An 18,880-nucleotide genomic window follows, 5' to 3' on the forward strand; every position below is an offset into this window, starting at 1 on the left:
TTATTTAAAACTTTAATAGGTGATAAGAACTTTCTTTTTGGTTAAAATAGCCAAAGAATAAGTCGTTTTTATGAAAAAAAACATCTTCACCACTAGAGTATTTTAATGTCGATTTATAGTCTTTTATTTTATTAAAAGGTGTTGATTCAAAACTACCTTTTACATGATTAAAATTAGAATCTAAAATTGAATTAAAATAAGTAGACTTTGTAGTTGTATAAGAATTAAATGAAAGATAAGTAGTGTTATAACCTGTAAAATTTCCATTTACAGTATTTACTGATCCCATATTTGGTTGGGTAATAACTTGAAAACCTCCTAAAGTTAGATAGTAATTACCATCATTTTTTGTAACATTGATTCCGATATTACCATTATTTATTTTTCTAAGATATTTTCGGGTTTCTTCTAACTCTCTAGTAGTAACAAATGGTAAAGCTGTTTGACCTTCTTGTATTATTGGAGAATTTTTAAAATGTATTTTTTTATCTTTAAAAATATTGAATTCTTTAATGACTTTTGAATCAAAATCTGAGATCACAAACTTTAAAGTTTCTTTAGATGAAGCTATTTGATAGATGTTATTCTCAAAAATAAAGGAGTTATAGTTTTTAAATTCGTGACTTTTAGATTTTGGATAAGGATAGATTTTGTAATCTAAATTTAGTTGCTCTAAATCTATTTTATATAAATGTGTTGCCAATTCGTTGACATCAAAAGTTAAGTATATGGATTTATCATTTTGATACATTTTGTTTTTGGCAGAAGTTTGTTCAATCGAGTTAAAAACTCTTTGTTCAATTTTGGTTATGTTTGTTTTTTCTTTACCAGAAAACATAAAAAGACCATACTGAAATTTTGTGCTAATTAAGTTAGTTTCGTCTTTAATTTCTTCTAATTCAAAAGATTTTACTAAATCAAATCCTTCATTATTATATACTCTAAGATTAAGTATAGAATCACTATTAGCAGATAAAATATATAATTTGTTTTTATAGTTGATAGCGTCTAAAAATAGGTCATTATCTAAATTAAGATCAACCTCGATAGATTCTCCTGAAAAATTATTAAAATCTAATTTTAAAATTGAGAATTTATTTCTAGAATCATTAGTGTAAAGTACGTGGTAGTTGTTTTGTTTGATACTAAAGCCTAAAACTTTGTTGTATTTAGATTTTATGTTTTTTGTTTTAATAAATTGTGTAGAATTAACTTTAAAGTTAGAATCACTTAAGTAAGCATAGATATCTTTGTTTTCAACTAAAATTATAGCTAAATCATTAGTTATAGAATTAGAAATAGTGTAAGAATTTTTTCTAACTCGTTTAGACATTTCAAGGTTTTTAAAAGTCAAAACTTCAGTTTGACTCCATAAAGAAAAGCTACAACAAAAAAGTAAAAAACAAAACATGTACCTCATAACCTAACTAATCTGCAACCCATTTTTGACCGTTGTATCAGGATTTACAAATACTAAATCACCTTCGGCATTTTCGGTCATTAAAATCATACCTTCACTTTCTACACCACGTAAAGCTCTTGGTGCTAGGTTAACTAAAACCGTTACTTGTTTACCAACAACTTCTTCTGCAGTAAAACTCTCGGCAATACCAGAAACAATAGTGCGTACATCTATGCCAGTATCTACTTTTAAAACTAGTAATTTTTTGGCTTTAGGCATTTTTTCGGCTTCTATTATAGTTCCGACACGTAAATCTAATTTTGTAAAATCATCAAAAGTAATGGTGTCTTTTGGTGGCTCTACTTTTTTGTTAGCAGCTTCGTTAGCTTTTTTACTAGCTTCTAATTTATCTAATTGAATTTGAATGTCTTTGTCTTCAATTTTATTAAAAAGTAATTCGCTTTGACCAATTTGGTGATTAGCTGGTAATAACACGTCTTTTGTTGAAATGTCACTCCAAGACATCTCGACTGCGCTCGATGTGACATTTAAAATTTGCTTTAATTTAGCTGAAGTAAAGGGTAAAAACGGTTCTGATAATGTAGCTAAAGCGCTAGCAATTTGTAAAGCGACATACATAATGGTTTGTGTGCGAGCTTCGTCTGTTTTTACTAATTTCCAAGGTTCTTCATCTGCAAGATATTTATTACCAAGTCGTGCTAAATTCATTAGTTCTTGACTTGCTTCTCTAAAACGATAACGTTCTAAAGAGCTTTCAATAACCGCAGGATAGGCTTTTACAGCAGCTAACGTCTCTTCATCTATAGCTGTAAATGTTGAAGGCGTTGGCACAATACCATTATAATATTTGTTAGTTAAAACGACAACACGATTAATAAAGTTACCAAAAATAGCAACAAGTTCGTTGTTGTTTCTAGCTTGAAAATCTTTCCATGTAAAATCGTTATCCTTGGTTTCTGGTGCGTTAGCGGTTAAAGTGTAACGCAAAACATCTTGTTTACCAGGAAAATCTTTTAGGTATTCTGGTAACCAAACAGCCCAATTTTTTGAGGTTGATAATTTATTGCCTTCTAAATTTAAAAATTCGTTAGCAGGTACATTATCCGGTAAAATGTAGCTACCTTCTGCTTTTAGCATAGACGGGAAAATAATACAGTGAAACACAATATTATCTTTACCAATAAAGTGAACTAATTTAGTGTCTTGGTCTTTCCAATATGGTTCCCAATCTTTTCCTTCGCGTTCTGCCCATTCTTTAGTAGAAGAGATGTAGCCAATTGGCGCATCAAACCAAACGTAAAGTACTTTTCCTTCGCCACCTTCAACAGGAACAGGAATTCCCCAATCTAAATCACGAGTAACTGCACGCGGACGTAATCCATCGTCTATCCAAGATTTTACTTGTCCGTACACGTTTGGTTTCCAGTCTTTTTTATGACCTTTTAAAATCCACTCGCGTAAAAAGTTTTCGTGTTTATTTAACGGTAAAAACCAGTGTTTAGTTTCTTTTAAAGTTGGTGTATTACCTGTTATTGCAGATTTAGGATTGATTAAATCTGTGGCGTTGTGCGATGTACCACACTTTTCGCATTGGTCACCATAACTTTCTTCATTACCACATTTTGGACAAGTTCCAATCACAAAACGATCGGCTAAAAATTGTTTAGCCTCTTCGTCGTATAATTGCTCTGTAACTTCTTCTACAAATTCGTTTTTATCGTATAAGGTTTTGAAAAATTCTGAAGCTGTATCATGATGAATTTTCGCCGATGTACGTGAGTAATTATCAAAGCTAATACCAAATTCTTCAAAAGAATCTTTAATAATTTTATGATATCTGTCTACAATTTCTTGTGGTGTAACACCTTCATTTTTTGCTTTTATAGTAATTGGTACACCATGCTCGTCACTTCCGCAGATAAAAGCAACATCGTTACCGGTTAGACGCTTATAACGTGCATAAATATCTGCTGGAACATAAACACCAGCTAAATGCCCAATATGAATAGGACCGTTAGTATAAGGTAAAGCAGCAGTAATTGTATATCTTTTTGACATCTTAAAATCTTTTTGAAGCCGTAAAAATACACATTTTAACAGCGATTTAGAAAAAAAATGTACATTTACAATATGTCAAAAAACAGATTTATAATTATTACTTTATTGGTGTTTCTTTTTACAGGAACTAACGCCATGATATCCCAAAATACAAACTTTAAAAAACTAACAGAAAATTTGATACAACCACCATATTTAAAAGCTGGTGATACCGTTGCAATTGTAGCGCCATCAGGAATTTTAAAACACAGAAATGAAGAAATTGAACGCGCAAAACGTTTATTAAAACAATGGAATCTTAATGTTGTTGTTGGTAAACATGTGTTTAATCAAGCCAATCATTTTGCAGGTACAGATCAAGAACGTTGTGAAGATTTTCAAAATGCTTTAGATAATCCAAATATTAAAGCTATTTGGTGCGCACGTGGCGGATACGGTACGGTTAGAATTTTGGATAAATTAGATTATACTAAATTTTTAGAACAGCCTAAATGGATTATTGGATATAGCGATATTACAGCACTACATAACCAAATACATAATTTAGGTGTACAAAGTCTACATGCGATGATGTGTGTAAGTTTACCTAAGGATGAAAGTGAAATAGAACAAACTATAGCGACATTTAAAAAAGCCATTTTTGGTGAAACTTTAAGTTATACTTTACAAGGTTCAAATTATAATCAAGTAGGTGAAGTTACAGCACCAATAGTTGGTGGTAACTTGACGATGCTTCATACTATGTTAGGTAGTAAAACTAGCGTTGATACTTCTGGAAAAATATTATTTATTGAAGAAATTGGCGAGTACAAATACCATATAGATCGTATGTTACAAAGTCTAAAACGTGCTGGTTATTTTGATTACTGTAAAGGTGTGATTGTTGGAGATATGAGTAAGCTAAGAAAAAATACGACCCTTTGGGGAACATCTATAGAACAACTAATTTTAGATGCACTTGCCGATTATGATTTCCCGATTGCATTTAATATGCCAGCAGGACACGAAGATGATAATAGAGCTTTAATTTTAGGTAGAAAAGCTACTTTAAAAGTTGAAAAAACAAAATCTACACTTGTATTTGAATAGTAATGGCTAATCACAACCAGCTTGGTAAAAAAGGAGAACAACTTGCAGTCGATTTTTTAATTGAAAATGGCTACGATATTGTTGAACGTAATTACCGTTTTAATAAAGCTGAAGTCGATATTATTGCTCAAAAAAAAGATGTTTTAGCCATCATTGAAGTTAAAACACGATCTACAACAGATTTTGGGAATCCGCAAGATTTTGTAAAACCAAAACAAATAAAAAACTTAGTTAAAGCAGTAGATGAGTATGTGACTGTAAATAACCTAGAAGTAGATGTGCGTTTTGATATTATAGCAATTGTAAAAGAAGAACAGCAATTTAATATTGAGCATTTAGAAGATGCTTTTTTCTTTTTTTAAGATCTTAAAATGCTTTCCATTTTTTTGCCTCTAGCAAGCTCGTCTATTAACTTGTCTAAATATCTAATTTTTTGCATTAAAGGATCTTCAATGTCTTCTACACGGTAACCACAAATTAGACCTTTAATTTTATCAACGTTAGGATTAAGTTTTGGTGCTTTTTCAAAAAAGGTCTCAAAGTCTATTTTAGTTTCTAAAATTGTGTCTATATCTGCATTAGTATAACCTGTAAGCCATATAATAATGGTATGAACATCTTCTTTTGTTTTTCCTTTTTTTTCGGCTTTTGTGATGTAATGTGGATATACACTTGCAAAAGACATAGCAAAGACTCGGTTTTTTTTCATAATTATTAGATAGTAGATTTTAAAGATAACTATTCTTCTAATGTTTTAGAAAAATAATCTTTAAAAGCTTCAAAATCATAAGGTTTTTTAATAATTACTTTGTCTTTGTCAAGTATAAAATAGCTTGGTGTAGCTTTAACATTATAGTTGTTACCTATTTGGTTATCCCATTTTCCTTCTCCAAAAACATGATAAAATTCTGGAAAATCGTAAGTCATGTCTTTCCAGCGGTAACGGTCTTCATCTAATGCAATAGCTATAACTTTTAATTGTTTTTGATCTATTGTTTTTACGTAGTTATGTAGTTGCGGAATTTCTTCTAAACAATGAGAACATGTTGTACTCCAGAATATAATTAGGTAGTTTTCAGCTTCGTCTAAATCATGCATTTTTTTTACCGTTGCTTTACCGTTTTCATCATAAATTACAATGTCAAAATTGTAACCTTTATGACCTATTGATGCATTTTTAAAATTAGTAAGATCTTTTATTAATTCTGTATCGTTATCTGCTTTTGCTATATCTAATAAGTATTTTGTTGCTATATGATTGGCTACTGTTTCTATATTCTCGTAAGCAAATTGAGAATATAATACTTCTAATATTATTTTTTTTACTTTAGGGTTATTACCAATAGCTTTTACAGCAGTATCAATATTTTTTATGTATGAAGCATTGGCTTGGTCTTGGTCTATAAAATTAAAAATATAGTTTAAAGTTGCTTCTATAAGAAAATTTGAGTTTTGTAAAATTGGATTGCTAAAGTTGATATGGTCAAAATATTCTGCTTTTGCTAGTTCTGAAAATGTTTGCGCATCTACATATTTATTAGGGATATATGGCTTACTTGCTGTAATAAAGTTTAGTGACATTTTTCCTTCTGCTGCTTTCTCAAATTCGGTTTGTGTGTTTTGTAAAATTTGTATGATTTTATTAAAATCTTCTTCGTTGTTATCGCCTTTTAGGTAAAAGTTGTTAAGACTATTTGCAACTAATTGAATGCTTTTATTGTAAGAGTTCCAAAGCTTATTTTCTTCAGATTTAATAAAAGTTAGACCATTGTCAAAGTCGTAAGTCAATTCTATATCTTCATTATTATATAAAAAGTCAAAATTATATCGATCTTGTGGTTGATTGTAGACGATGCGGTATGTACCTGCAGGTTGATTTTTATCTAAAGTAAAACTAAATGAACCGTCTTCTTTTATGTCGGCATTATTTACAAATTTGCTGGTTTGTGTTGTTACTTGATATAGAAAGGCAAATTTAAAATCGTCTGTATTTGGGAATTTTCCTTTTATGGTATGTTGTGCTAACGCAAAAAATGGAATTATAGCAAATACAAAAAATAACTTTTTATTCATAGGTTTTATTTTTTTATCAAGTTTCAAAAATTATTCCAAAATAGGTTTTAATACCTGAAGTGCTTTTTCTACTGTTTTTATATTGTCAAAAGTAAGTAATAAACGCAAACCATTACGTGTTTGTTTTTCTTTCATTTTACAAGTTTGTGGATGTGTTTGTACGTATTGTAACACTTTTGTAAAGTAATTACTTTGGTAAAATCCACTCTTTTGGTCGTTAATAAAGTAACCGATAAGTTTACCTTTTTTCATGATTACTTTTTCTACACCTATTTTTGTAGCTATCCATTTAATTCTAACACTATTAAGTAAGTCTACTACTTGAGTTGGTAACTCGCCAAAACGATCTATTAATTGATTTTCGAAAGTGGTTAACTCGTCTTCAGTTTTTAGGTTATTTAAAGTGGTATACAGATTTAACCTTTCGGTTATACTATTTACATAATCGTCTGGGAAAAGTAATTCAAAATCGGTATCGATTGTAATGTCTTTAACGTATTGCTTTTTCTCTTCAGGTTCGTCGTAAAGGTCTTTAAATTCGTTTTCTTTAAGCTCTTCTATAGCTTCATTTAAGATTTTTTGGTAGGTATCAAAACCAATTTCGTTTATAAAACCACTTTGTTCGCCACCAAGTAAATCTCCTGCACCACGAATTTCTAAATCTTTCATTGCAATATTAAATCCGCTACCAAGCTCAGAAAACTGTTCTAATGCTTGAATACGTTTTCTGGCATCTGTTGTCATAGCGTGATAATCTGGAGTAATAAAATAGCAAAATGCTTTTTTATTGCTTCGTCCAACACGACCGCGCATTTGGTGTAAATCACTTAACCCAAAATTATTAGCATTATTAATAAAAATAGTATTGGCGTTAGAGACGTCTAAACCACTTTCTATAATGGTTGTACTTACTAAAACATCAAAAGTACCATTCATAAAGTTTAGCATAAGTTCTTCTAGTTTTTTACCTTCTAATTGTCCGTGACCAACACCAATTTTTGCATCAGGCACTAAGCGTTGGATCATACCTGCAACTTCTTTGATGTTTTCAATACGATTATGAATAAAAAACACTTGTCCGCCACGTTCTATCTCGTAACTAACAGCGTCTCTAATAGTTTCTTCGCTAAAACGAATCACATGACTTTCTATTGGATAACGGTTTGGTGGCGGCGTTGTAATTACCGATAAATCTCTAGCAGCCATCAAACTAAACTGAAGTGTACGCGGTATTGGTGTTGCGGTTAGCGTAAGTACGTCTACGTTTTCTTTTATGCTTTTAAGTTTTTCTTTTACAGCAACACCAAATTTTTGTTCTTCATCAACAATTAAAAGTCCTAAATCTTTAAACTTAACGTTTTTGTTAACCAATTGATGTGTACCAATAATAATATCTACATGACCTTTTTCTAGTTTTTCTAGAGTGACGCGTTTTTCTTTTGCAGTTTTAAAACGGTTTACATAATCTACCGTTACCGGAAATTCTTTTAAACGCTCGCTAAAGGTTTTATGATGCTGAAAGGCTAGAATAGTAGTTGGTACTAAAACCGCAACTTGCTTACCATTATCTACAGCTTTAAAGGCAGCACGAATAGCGACTTCGGTTTTACCAAAACCAACATCGCCACAAACCAATCTGTCCATTGGTCTTTCGCTTTCCATATCTGCTTTAATATCTGCAGTAGCAGTAACTTGATCTGGCGTATCTTCATATAAAAATGAAGCTTCTAACTCATGCTGTAAATAACTATCAGGCTTATATTGAAATCCTTTTTTTAACTTACGTTTTGCATATAGTTTTATTAAGTTGAAAGCAACGTGCTTAACTCTAGATTTGGTTTTTTCTTTAAGGGTTTTCCAAGCTTTACTACCTAATTTGTAGATCTTTGGTGGCGCACCATCTTTACCATTAAATTTGGTTATTTTGTGTAAGGAATGTATACTTAGGTATAACACATCACGCTCGCCATAAACCAACTTTATAGCTTCTTGTTTTTTACCATCTACATCAATTTTTTGTAGTCCGCCAAACTTACCAATACCATGATCTATATGCGTAACATAATCGCCAATATCTAGATTTGTAAGTTCTTTTAAGGTAATGGCTTGTTTTTTTGCATAGCCATTTTTAAGATGAAATTTATGGTAGCGTTCAAAAATTTGGTGATCTGTATAAACCACCATTTTTAAGTCGTGATCTATAAAACCTTGATACAAAGGTTGTACAATGGTTTGATAATGAACATTGCCATCAACATCTTCAAAAATATCATGAAAACGCTTTGCTTGTTGCTCGCTTACACAAGTAATATAATTGGTGTAACCTTTATCGTGATTAGCATTTAAATTATCTATTAGTAAATTAAATTGTTTGTTAAATGCAGGTTGAGGTACTGTGTCAAACTTTACAAATTGCTCTGCTTTAAAAACAGATGTTGTCCCAAATTCTACTATGCTAAAATCTAATAATTCTTTTTTTAGGGTTTCAGAATTTGAAAAAAGCTCATTTGGTTTGGCGTGTTTAAGCTCGGTAGATAAGTTGTTAAATGCAGTTTGAGCTTTACTGAAAAAATCGTCTATTCTGTTAAAAGTTAAATCGAAATTTTTCCCAAAAACAACTGTTTTTTGAGCGATGTATTGTAAAAAGCTTTGCCTTTTTTCTTCAATTAGTTTATTAGCAACATTAGGAATAATGCTAATTTTTTTAATTTGCTCTGTAGATAATTGTGTTTCTACATCAAAGGTACGAATGCTATCTACTTCGTCACCAAAAAATTCTATACGATATGGTTGGTCATGACTAAAGGAAAACACATCTACAATACCGCCACGTACCGAAAATTCTCCAGGTTCGGTAACAAAATCTACACGTTTAAATTTGTATTCAAACAAGACTTCGTTTACAAAATCTATAGATAAGTTGTCGTTAACAGTAATCTTTAGTGTGTTACGTTCTAGCTCTTTTCTAGTTACAACTTTTTCAAAAAGCGCATCTGGATACGTAACAATTATAGCAGGTTTTTTACGTGAGTTTATACGGTTTAAAACTTCTGCTCGAAGTAAAACGTTGGCGTTATCTGTTTCTTCAATTTGGTAAGGTCTGCGATAGCTTCCTGGATAAAATAAAACATCGTTTTTATTTATTAAATGTTCTAAATCGTTTAAATAGAAAGCAGCTTCTTCTTTGTCTTGAAATATTAGTAAAAATGGTAATTCGGATTGTTTGAAAATTTGTGAAATTATAAACGAAACCGAAGAGCCTACTAATCCTTTAACATGTGTTTTACTTTTAGGTAGGGCAATAGCAGTTTGCAATTTTTGCGTTTGCAAAGATTGTAAATAGGCTTGCGAGATGTTAGATTTACTCACCTTAAATAGAATTTTTTGCAAATATAAGGCTTAGATTTTTTAAAAGCTTTCTGATTAATTAATTTAATCTGATATTAACAATACTAATGAAAATAAACTCTAAAAAATGATTTAAAACATTGATAATAAAACAATTATATTAGTTTTGATAATATCAAGTATACATGTTAAAAAAAGAAACTTTTTAATTTTAAAAGGAGCAAGGTTTAACTATATTTGCAATGAATTAAAATTAAAAAGTATGTCATTTTCAGATTTATTCGATAGTGGATTTAAAAAACGCAACGAGAGTCACTTTGCTGCAATTGTAAGAGTTGCAATGAGTGATGGAGTGATTAATGATGCTGAAAAAGCGTTTTTAGACAGATTAGCTCGTAATTTAGATATTAGTGAGCATGATTATGAAGTAATTTTAAAGAACTATAAAACACATCCTATAAATCCACCAACATCTTATGATATGCGTTTAGAGCGTTTATACGATTTAGCTAGAATGGTTTGGGCAGATCAAATTGAAGGAGAAAACCAAATGGCTATGTTAGAGCGTCTTTGTGTTGGTTTAGGTTTTAAGTCTAGTAATGCGAAGTATGTTGCAGATAAAGCTTTAGAGCTTGTTAAAAACGGAGTGGATTTAGAGGTTTTTATTGAAGAAATTAAAACTATGAATAGATAAAATAGTTTTTGAAATACATAAAAAAAGCAAGCATAACGCTTGCTTTTTTTTATTTTAGATGTTCTCTTATTTTGGTTAAAAGGGTATCTTCATCAAAAGGCTTTTTTACAACATCATTAATACCTGCTTTTTTATATTTTTTTAAATCATCCTTAAATACTCTAGCTGTTAAGGCAATAATTGGTGTTTTTTTATGCTCTCTTTCTGGTAATTTTCTTACCAGTTTTGCTACTTCATCACCATTTATATCTGGTAATTCATCTTTTAATAAGATGTCTTTTAATATTTGTAATTTATCATCTTGAGTCATTTATAGAGTCAATTTTATTGACTAATCTTCTCACCAAGCTTTGTGAAAAGTTCACCCAGAAGTTTAAGGTCTACTTTTTTCTCTTCTAAAGCGTCTGTTTTTTCTTCAAGAGAAGCTTCAAGCTCTGTAATACGTATGTTTACGTCTGTACTTAAATTATCAATATTTTGAAGTAGTTCTGTTTTAACTTCGTCTATTAATTGCTCTAATTCTTCTTTTTTGTTAAGTATATCTTTTTTTAGAGTTTCAAACTCACTATCGTAAGCTTGCATATTTCCTCAAAAATAAGCTCTTTTATAGCGTCAATTTTTGAGCTAGCATCTACAGCGTTTGGCACCATATTTTCTTGATTTTTATCTTGTTTTGCCATGTTGATAGTTTAGGAGATAAAAATAGCAAAAAAAATAGTTTTCTAGCTACCAGTTAAGTGTTTTGCATAAACTCTTCAGCTTTTAATACCATATTTTTACTTCCGCAGAAAAAAGGTACGCGTTGGTGTAGCTCTGTTGGTGTAATGTCAAGTATTCTAGTAAAACCATCACTAGCTTTACCATTAGCTTGTTCTGCTAAAAACGCCATAGGATTACATTCGTATAATAAACGTAGTTTTCCGTTAGAATTTTTTGAGCTTTTTGGATACATATAAATTCCGCCTTTAATCATATTTCTATGAAAATCTGAAACTAAAGATCCAATATATCTTGAGGTGTATGGTCTATCGCCTTCTTCCATTTGGCAATACTTAATGTAGTTTTTTACACCTTGTGGGAAGTGAATGTAATTACCTTCGTTTACAGAGTATATATTTCCATCTTCAGGAAATTGCATATCAGGATGCGATAAGTAAAACGTACCAATTGCTGGGTTTAACGTAAAGCCATTTACACCGTGACCAGTTGTATATACTAACATTGTTGATGTACCGTAAACCACGTATCCAGCAGCAACTTGTTTGTTGCCTTGCTGTAAAAAATCCTCTATAGTTACAGGTGTACCAACAGGTGTAACACGCCTAAATACCGAAAAAATAGTTCCTACAGATACATTGACATCTATATTTGAAGAGCCATCTAAAGGATCTATTAATACTACATATTTGTTTTGGTTGTTAGAATCTTGACTATTTATGCTAATAAAGTCGTCTTCCTCCTCACTAGCAATCCCGCAAACAATGTTTCGGTTAGTTAATGTTTGAATAAACTTATCATTGGCGTATACATCTAGTTTTTGTTGATCTTCTCCTTGTATATTTGTGTCGCCAGCAGCGCCAATAATATCTACTAGTCCAGCTTTATTTACTTCATGATTTACAACCTTTGCAGCAAGTCTAATAGAGTTTATTAGTCTAGATAACTCTCCAGAAGAATACTTAAAAGAGGATTGGTTTTCGATAATAAATTCACCTAAGGTTTGATTTTTTTTAGACATGAAGCTTATATTTGGTTGCAAATATCATAGAATTTTCAATAAACTACAACGTTTTCGTTTAAATTAATTTTATGGTCTATAATCTGTTTAGACTATATTTGAATAAAATTTTTTAAGATGAAATTTAATATTCGTTTTGCAACGCAATCTGACATGCCAAAAGTATTAGGGCTAATAAAAGAATTAGCTGTTTTTGAGAAAGAGCCAGATGCTGTAATTATAACAGAAAAAGATTTAATAGAACACGGTTTTGGTAAAAACCCTTTATTTACTTGTTTTGTAGCCGAGAGAGAACAAGAAATCGTAGCAATAGCCTTAATTTACTTTAGATTTTCTACATGGAAAGGAAAAACTGTTCATCTAGAAGATTTAATAGTAAAACAAGAGTTAAGGGGACAAGGGTTAGGTACATTACTGCTTGATGAGGTTATTAAATACGGTTACAGTCAAGGTGTACAACGTATATGTTGGGAAGTTTTAGATTGGAATACAAATGCTATTAATTTTTATGAAAAACAAGGTGCTAAAATATTAAAAGATTGGTATTTAGCACAATTAGAAGGAGACGCCATAAAAAACTATATAGAAAAATTATAAATGAGAGTATTTAAGTTTGGTGGAGCATCTGTTAAAGATGCTTTAGGTGTAGAAAATTTAGTGTCTGTATTAGAAGAGGTTGGACATGAAAACACACTGATTGTTATCTCTGCAATGGGCAAGACAACCAATGCAATGGAAGTTGTAATTGGCAATTATTTTAACAATCAAGCAGAACTACAATCTGCTTTACAAGACGTTATAAAATACCATAATCAAATTATCATTGATTTATTTGAAAACGAAAGACATGCTGTTTTCAATACTGTAAAAACACTTTTTGAAGAATTAAAAGCATTTTTAAAAACCAATAAATCTCCAGATTACAATTTTGTTTATGATCAAGTTATAGGGTATGGAGAGTTAGTGTCTACAACCATAATAAGCGCCTATTTAAATGAAGTTGGCTATAAAAATAATTGGATAGATGTAAGACAATTAATAAAAACAGACGATTATTATAGACGTGCAAATGTAAACTGGGATCAAACTCAGACTAATATTTTAACTCATATAAATACTAAGCAATTAAATATTACACAAGGGTTTTTAGGAAGCGACAAAAACAATTTTACGACTACTTTAGGTCGAGAAGGAAGTGATTATACTGCAGCAATTATAGCCTATTGTTTAAATGCAGAAAGTGTAACCATTTGGAAAGATGTACCAGGCGTATTAAACGCAGATCCAAGATATTTTGAAAACGCAAAATTATTAAATGTAATTTCTTATACAGAAGCAATAGAGTTAGCTTTCTATGGCGCATCAGTAATACATCCTAAAACATTACAACCACTACAACGTAAAGAAATACCGTTACATGTAAAGTCTTTTATACAACCACAAAATAATGGTACAGTAGTAAAAAAGTTTAAAGGTATTGATCCCGTAGTGCCATGTTTCATTTTAAAACAAAATCAAGTTTTAATATCATTATCTACCTTAGATTTTTCATACGTGGTAGAAGAAAATATCAGCGAAATTTTTAACTTGTTGTCCAAATACAAAATGAAAGTAGATGTTATTCAAAACTCAGCTATAAGTTTTTCGGTTTGTTTTGAAAACAATTATAATAACTTAGAGCCGTTATTACTTCATCTAAAAGCTAAATTTAAAGTAACTTGTCACGATAATGTATCACTATTTACAATTAGGCATTATAATGAGCAAGCAATACAGAAATTAGAGAAAGGAAAAACGATTTTATTAAAACAAATGTATCAAAATACGGTACAAATAGTAAGTAAATAAATGTTTGCTTACTTTTGTGGGCATTAACTTTAAAAAATAAATGGGATTAGTCACTGCTAAAGAAGTTTCGTCTGCTATAAAACTTGACAAATATGGGTTTTTAGGCACTTTTGTTGGATGGCTTTTAATGAAAGTTTTAAAAATTTCTACATTAAATAAAATTTATGATAGAAATAAGCACCTAAAAGATTTAAATTTTTTAGATAGTATTTTGGATGAATTTCAAATTAAATTTGAGATTCCTGAAGAAGATCTAAAACGTTTACCAAAAGATGGAGCTTACATTACTGTGTCTAACCATCCATTAGGAGGTATTGATGGTATTTTGTTGTTAAAATTGATGTTAGAACAACGCAAAGATTTTAAAATCATAGCCAATTTTTTACTGCATCGTATAGAGCCATTAAAACCTTACATCATGCCTGTTAATCCTTTTGAAGACAGGAAAGATGTAAAGTCAAGCATATCTGGTTTTAAGCATGCCATAATGCATTTAAAAGAAGGTCATCCTTTAGGGATTTTTCCAGCAGGAGAAGTATCAACCTATAAGGACGAAAAATTAATGGTTGATAAACCATGGGAAGATGCCGCAATGAAGTTGGTGCAAAAAGCTAATGTGCCAGTTGTTCCAATTTATTTTCACGCCAAAAACAGTAATCTTTTTTATAAGCTGTCTAAGATTAGTGACACGTTTAGAACTGCAAAATTACCTTCAGAATTATTGACACAGAAAAGACGTGTTATTAAAGTAAGAATAGGTAGACCAGTTTCTGTAGCAGATCAAAATGAACATGAAAGTCTAGCAGATTTTTCAGAATTTTTAAGACGAAAAACCTATATGCTTTCTAACTCTTTTGAACCTAAAGAGAAGATAATAGAGACTATTTCATCTACATTAAAATCGCCTAAAAGTATAAGACCGCCAAAAAAAATTGTAACTCCTGTAAGTCAAGAAACTATGATTGCAGAAGTTAATGCTTTGCGAGATGCCGATTTAAGATTGCTAACCAGTAAAAACTATGAGGTATTTTTAGCATCTGCAGATAAGATGCCCAACTTGTTACGTGAGATAGGTCGTTTGCGTGAAATAACTTTTAGAGAAGTAGGAGAAGGAACAAACGAAGCTATAGATTTAGATAGTTTTGATACTTATTATCACCATATGTTTTTATGGGATAATGAAGCTAATGTTATAGCAGGAGCTTATCGTATGGGATTAGGCTCTAAAATTTTTGCCACTTACGGTATAGATGGTTTTTACCTTCAGGATCTGTTTAGATTTGAGCCAGAGTTGTATAAAATGATGAGCCAATCTATAGAAATGGGTCGTGCATTTATCATAAAAGAATATCAACAAAAACCAATGCCTTTATTTTTACTTTGGAAAGGTATTGTGCACACAACATTACGCTATCCTGAACATAAATATTTAATTGGAGGCGTAAGTATTAGTAACCAATTTTCAAACTTCTCAAAATCTTTGATGATCGAGTTTATGAAATCGCATTACTATGATCCTTATATAGCGCAATATGTTAGACCTAAAAAAGAATTTAAGGTCAAACTAAAAGATGCAGATAAAGATTTTGTGTTTGATGCTACTGAAGCCGACTTAAATAAGTTTGATAAAATTATTGACGAGATTGAACCAGGCGCATTACGCTTACCAGTACTACTTAAAAAGTACATTAAACAAAATGCACGTTTAGTAGCATTTAATGTAGATCCTTTGTTTAATAACTCGGTAGACGGTTTAATGTATATAGAGATTGCCGACTTACCAGAAAGCACAGTTAGACCGGTAATGGAAGAGTTTCAAGAAGAACTTGAGCGTAAATTGTCAGAGCAAAGTGAAAGCGAAAAGTAGTTACTTAGAGCAATTGACCTGCGTTTTTACAAAAAAGTCATTAACAACACGTCTACACTCATTTAACTGATCTTTATTGATAGTGTAGTATAAGTTTTTACCTTTTACTTTTTGATTTAATAAACCTGTTTTGCGTATTTCTGCAAGATGTTGAGAGATTGTTGGTTGTGCTAAACCAATAGCTTTTACTAAATCGTTGCAATTACAGTCTTTATTTTCGCTAATGTGTTGTATGATAGCAACACGTGCAGGATGACCAATAACTTTTGTATAGTTAGCAATAGTGTTTATTTGATCTGTAAAAATATGTTTTTTTGTAAAACCCATAGTTCAATTATATAAACGTGATATTGCAATATTACAATTTTATTAAATAAAATAAAAGTCTAAACATTAGTCTAGACTTTATGATTTTTACTTTTTACCAAACAACCTCTGAAAGAAGCTTTTAGTTTTTTTAGTAGTTTCTTCAATAACTTCTTTAGCATCTTCTGCTAGCTCATCTAATTTTTCTTCTGCCTCATCTGCAAATTTAGAAACCTTTTCTTTAGTTTCATCTACAAACTCTTTTGCGTCTTCATTAATAAACTCGGTTGTTTTTGCTTTAGCTTTTTCGTAAACTGCTTTAGCATCTTCTTTAAGTTCGTCAAGTTTTTCTTCAGCTTCATCTGCTATTTTAGATGCTTTTTCTTTAGCCTCATCATAAAGTTCTTTAGCATCTTCTTCTACAAATTCTTTTGCTTTTGCTTTGGCTTTTTCAAAAGTATCTTTTGCGTCTGCTTTTATATCTTCAAACTTATTTTCGGCTTTTTCTGTAAACTGGTCTATTTTTTCTTTAGCTTGTTCTGTGTTTTTGGTAGTATTATTTAGCTCTTCAGTTTTGTCTTCTAGGTTTTTGTTGTCTTCGCTCATTGGTTTTGTATTTTAATTGGTTATTTTTCAAAAGCACTATCAATTGGTTCCCATAATTCTATTTTGTTGCCATCATTATCCATGATCCAACCAAATTTACCGTAACTATAAGTCTCCATTTCACCAACAATTGTTACACCTTCTTCTTTTAAAACTTTTAGAAGTTTTTCTAGATTTTCAACCCTATAATTAAACATAAAGTCTTTTTTTGAAGGTTCGTAATATTTGGTATCTTGATCAAAAGCACTCCATTGTGTAGAGCATTTATTACCTGCTTCATCTTTCCACCAAAAAGTACAACCGTAATCGTCGGTATTAAATCCTAAATGTTTTTGATACCAATCTTTTGTTGCTTTTGGGTCTTTGGTTTTAAAGAATAAACCTCCAATTCCTGTAACTCTTTTTTTCATTTTATTTCTTTTTTAAAACAGATTCGTAGATTGAAATCCATTCTTCAACTGTCATTTTTTGTACTAGTTCTGCAATTAAATCATAAGGAATTTCGTCTATTTTTTTAAACCTAACACAGCTTTTTCCCATATCTAGTTTACGTTTATTATGCTTTGGATATTCATTGACAAACCAGTCATGTAATTCTGGTTTTGCATAAATACCGCTATGGTAAAAATTAATTGAGTTTTTTTGAGAAGCAAAACTCATAAAAGGTAATGGTAATTTGGGATCGCAATGGTATCCATCTGGATAAATCTTGTGAGGTACAACATAACCAATCATGTTGTAGTTTATACACTCTTTAAACCCATTAGGTAAATTGTCGTTTATTGTTTTACGAAGTTTTTTTAAAGCGTCTTGTCTATCTTCAGGGACTTGTTTTATGTAATCCTCGGGTGTTTTTGCGTCGTATGTCATTTAGTATTTAATTGAAATACTAAGTTAGCAAAAATTTGCTTTGATTTTATTTACGATTGTTTGCGCAAGTTTTTCTTTACTTTCTAAAGTCCAACCTGCTACATGTGGTGAAAGAATTACATTTTGTGCTTCTATTAAATACTGAAAAGCTTCTGGTAAAGTTGAAGAAAATAAACTTTCAAAAGATGCTTTTTCATATTCTAAGACATCTAATCCAGCACCTAAAATTTTGCCAGCTTTTAAAGCACTTACTAAATCTGAAGTTATAACACTTTTACCTCTTGCGGTATTTATTAACCAAAAAGATTTTTTAAAATTATTAATAAAGTCTTGGTTGACCATACCAATAGTTAAAGGCGTTTCTGGTGTGTGAAGACTTAAAACATCTGCTTCTTCTTGAAGTTTTTGTAAAGACACTTGTGTAGCATTTTCATCCTCTACATTATCTTTTATATCATAACACAAAACGTTGACATCAAAACCACGAAGTTTTTTAGCAAATGCTTTACCCATATTACCGTAACCGATAAGTCCGACAGTTTTTCCATCAAGTTCGATACCTCTATTATCTTCGCGTAGCCATTTACCGTTACGTACTTCGTTATCTGCTTTATTTAATTTATTAAACAAAGATAAAAGCATAGCTAAACTGTGTTCTCCAACAGCATTACGGTTGCCTTCTGGAGCAGAAATTAGTGTAATACCTTTACTTTCGGCATAATCACAATCTATATTTTCTAAACCAGCACCAACGCGACCTATAAATTTTAGATTGGTTGCTGCGTCTAAAAATGTTTTGTCAATACTAAACCTACTTCTTATGATAAAGCCATCATAATCTTTAATTTTTAGCTTAATTTCTTCTTTTGATGAGGTGTAATCTTCATCATTAATAAAACCTAAATCATTAAGTTGATTAAGTAATAAAGGGTGATTGGTGTCTAAGTGTAAAATTTTCAT

20 protein-coding genes are annotated in these 18,880 nt (G+C 30.8%); 6 read left to right on the forward strand and 14 right to left on the reverse strand.

Translation table 11 applies throughout. The features are described 5' to 3' along the window. Positions 1-4 precede the first annotated feature (4 nt). Together WA340_RS06680 and metG are read right to left on the reverse strand one after the other, a co-directional pair. Entirely contained in the window at positions 5-1,333 is a 1,329-nt protein-coding gene (locus WA340_RS06680; protein ID WP_336128051.1) for a hypothetical protein, read from the reverse strand. Positions 1,334-1,423: 90 nt separating this feature from the next. Continuing rightward, positions 1,424-3,481 (reverse strand): methionine--tRNA ligase, encoded by a 2,058-nt coding sequence (gene metG, locus WA340_RS06685; RefSeq protein ID WP_336128053.1) that lies wholly within the window; start codon positions 3,479-3,481, stop codon positions 1,424-1,426. A 72-nt stretch (positions 3,482-3,553) separates the two neighbouring features. Between metG and WA340_RS06690 the strand changes: the two genes are divergently transcribed. Both WA340_RS06690 and WA340_RS06695 read left to right on the forward strand, forming a co-directional pair. After that, on the forward strand, positions 3,554-4,570 hold the full coding sequence (locus WA340_RS06690; RefSeq protein ID WP_336128055.1) for a S66 peptidase family protein: 1,017 nt from the start codon (positions 3,554-3,556) through the stop codon (positions 4,568-4,570). Between the two features lie 2 nt (positions 4,571-4,572). Then, on the forward strand, positions 4,573-4,932 hold the full coding sequence (locus WA340_RS06695; protein ID WP_336128057.1) for a YraN family protein: 360 nt from the start codon (positions 4,573-4,575) through the stop codon (positions 4,930-4,932). Here the strand turns inward: WA340_RS06695 and WA340_RS06700 are convergent. Genes WA340_RS06700 through mfd form a run of 3 tightly spaced genes read right to left on the reverse strand, consistent with a single transcriptional unit; the run spans position 4,929 to position 10,012 of the window. Further along, entirely contained in the window at positions 4,929-5,279 is a 351-nt protein-coding gene (locus WA340_RS06700) for a DUF2200 domain-containing protein (RefSeq protein ID WP_336128058.1), read from the reverse strand. The genes WA340_RS06695 and WA340_RS06700 overlap by 4 nt on opposite strands. 29 nt (positions 5,280-5,308) lie before the next feature. Then, entirely contained in the window at positions 5,309-6,643 is a 1,335-nt protein-coding gene (locus WA340_RS06705; RefSeq protein WP_336128059.1) for a TlpA family protein disulfide reductase, read from the reverse strand. Between the two features lie 30 nt (positions 6,644-6,673). After that, complete coding sequence (gene mfd / locus WA340_RS06710; RefSeq protein WP_336128060.1) at positions 6,674-10,012, reverse strand: transcription-repair coupling factor; 3,339 nt, start codon at positions 10,010-10,012, stop codon at positions 6,674-6,676. 241 nt (positions 10,013-10,253) lie between these two features. On the opposite strand from mfd, the gene WA340_RS06715 reads away from it, so the two are divergent. Beyond that, a complete protein-coding gene (locus tag WA340_RS06715; protein WP_304140601.1) occupies positions 10,254-10,685 on the forward strand; it encodes a tellurite resistance TerB family protein in 432 nt (143 codons plus the stop codon). A gap of 49 nt (positions 10,686-10,734) precedes the next feature. On the opposite strand, the gene WA340_RS06720 is transcribed toward WA340_RS06715, so the two are convergent. Genes WA340_RS06720 through fbp form a run of 4 tightly spaced genes read right to left on the reverse strand, consistent with a single transcriptional unit; the run spans position 10,735 to position 12,423 of the window. Further along, complete coding sequence (locus tag WA340_RS06720; RefSeq protein WP_304140602.1) at positions 10,735-10,995, reverse strand: response regulator; 261 nt, start codon at positions 10,993-10,995, stop codon at positions 10,735-10,737. A gap of 14 nt (positions 10,996-11,009) precedes the next feature. Next, positions 11,010-11,267 carry a fructose 1,6-bisphosphatase gene (locus tag WA340_RS06725; protein ID WP_336128064.1) on the reverse strand — a complete coding sequence of 86 codons (258 nt, stop codon included), beginning with the start codon at positions 11,265-11,267 and terminating at the stop codon, positions 11,010-11,012. Then, the gene (locus WA340_RS06730; protein WP_336128065.1) at positions 11,234-11,365 is read right to left on the reverse strand and encodes a hypothetical protein; all 132 of its coding nucleotides are present in this window, start codon (positions 11,363-11,365) and stop codon (positions 11,234-11,236) included. The genes WA340_RS06725 and WA340_RS06730 overlap by 34 nt, the downstream gene beginning before the upstream one ends. 53 nt (positions 11,366-11,418) lie before the next feature. Next, positions 11,419-12,423 (reverse strand): class 1 fructose-bisphosphatase, encoded by a 1,005-nt coding sequence (gene fbp / locus WA340_RS06735; protein WP_304140604.1) that lies wholly within the window; start codon positions 12,421-12,423, stop codon positions 11,419-11,421. A gap of 117 nt (positions 12,424-12,540) precedes the next feature. Between fbp and WA340_RS06740 the strand changes: the two genes are divergently transcribed. Genes WA340_RS06740 through WA340_RS06750 form a run of 3 tightly spaced genes read left to right on the forward strand, consistent with a single transcriptional unit; the run spans position 12,541 to position 16,138 of the window. Continuing rightward, positions 12,541-13,020, forward strand: a complete 480-nt coding sequence (locus WA340_RS06740) for a GNAT family N-acetyltransferase (protein ID WP_336128068.1) — start codon at positions 12,541-12,543, stop codon at positions 13,018-13,020. Then, positions 13,021-14,271 carry an aspartate kinase gene (locus WA340_RS06745; RefSeq protein WP_336128070.1) on the forward strand — a complete coding sequence of 417 codons (1,251 nt, stop codon included), beginning with the start codon at positions 13,021-13,023 and terminating at the stop codon, positions 14,269-14,271. It begins immediately after the preceding gene. 40 nt (positions 14,272-14,311) lie between these two features. Next, positions 14,312-16,138 (forward strand): lysophospholipid acyltransferase family protein, encoded by a 1,827-nt coding sequence (locus WA340_RS06750; RefSeq protein ID WP_336128072.1) that lies wholly within the window; start codon positions 14,312-14,314, stop codon positions 16,136-16,138. Here WA340_RS06750 and WA340_RS06755 read toward each other — a convergent pair whose 3' ends face one another. The 5 genes from WA340_RS06755 to WA340_RS06775 all read right to left on the reverse strand — a co-directional run bounded on the left by WA340_RS06755 (position 16,139) and on the right by WA340_RS06775 (position 18,880). After that, the gene (locus tag WA340_RS06755) at positions 16,139-16,465 is read right to left on the reverse strand and encodes an ArsR/SmtB family transcription factor (RefSeq protein WP_336128073.1); all 327 of its coding nucleotides are present in this window, start codon (positions 16,463-16,465) and stop codon (positions 16,139-16,141) included. Between the two features lie 87 nt (positions 16,466-16,552). After that, entirely contained in the window at positions 16,553-17,050 is a 498-nt protein-coding gene (locus tag WA340_RS06760; protein ID WP_336128074.1) for a hypothetical protein, read from the reverse strand. A gap of 20 nt (positions 17,051-17,070) precedes the next feature. Next, positions 17,071-17,460, reverse strand: coding sequence for a VOC family protein (locus tag WA340_RS06765; RefSeq protein WP_336128076.1), 390 nt, complete (start codon positions 17,458-17,460; stop codon positions 17,071-17,073). Between the two features lies 1 nt (position 17,461). Beyond that, on the reverse strand, positions 17,462-17,920 hold the full coding sequence (locus tag WA340_RS06770; RefSeq protein WP_336128078.1) for a DUF1801 domain-containing protein: 459 nt from the start codon (positions 17,918-17,920) through the stop codon (positions 17,462-17,464). A 24-nt stretch (positions 17,921-17,944) separates the two neighbouring features. Continuing rightward, entirely contained in the window at positions 17,945-18,880 is a 936-nt protein-coding gene (locus tag WA340_RS06775) for a 2-hydroxyacid dehydrogenase (protein ID WP_336128080.1), read from the reverse strand.

It is taken from the genome of Mesoflavibacter sp. CH_XMU1422-2 (genome assembly GCF_037029245.1).
GTDB classification, from domain to species: domain Bacteria; phylum Bacteroidota; class Bacteroidia; order Flavobacteriales; family Flavobacteriaceae; genus Mesoflavibacter; species Mesoflavibacter zeaxanthinifaciens.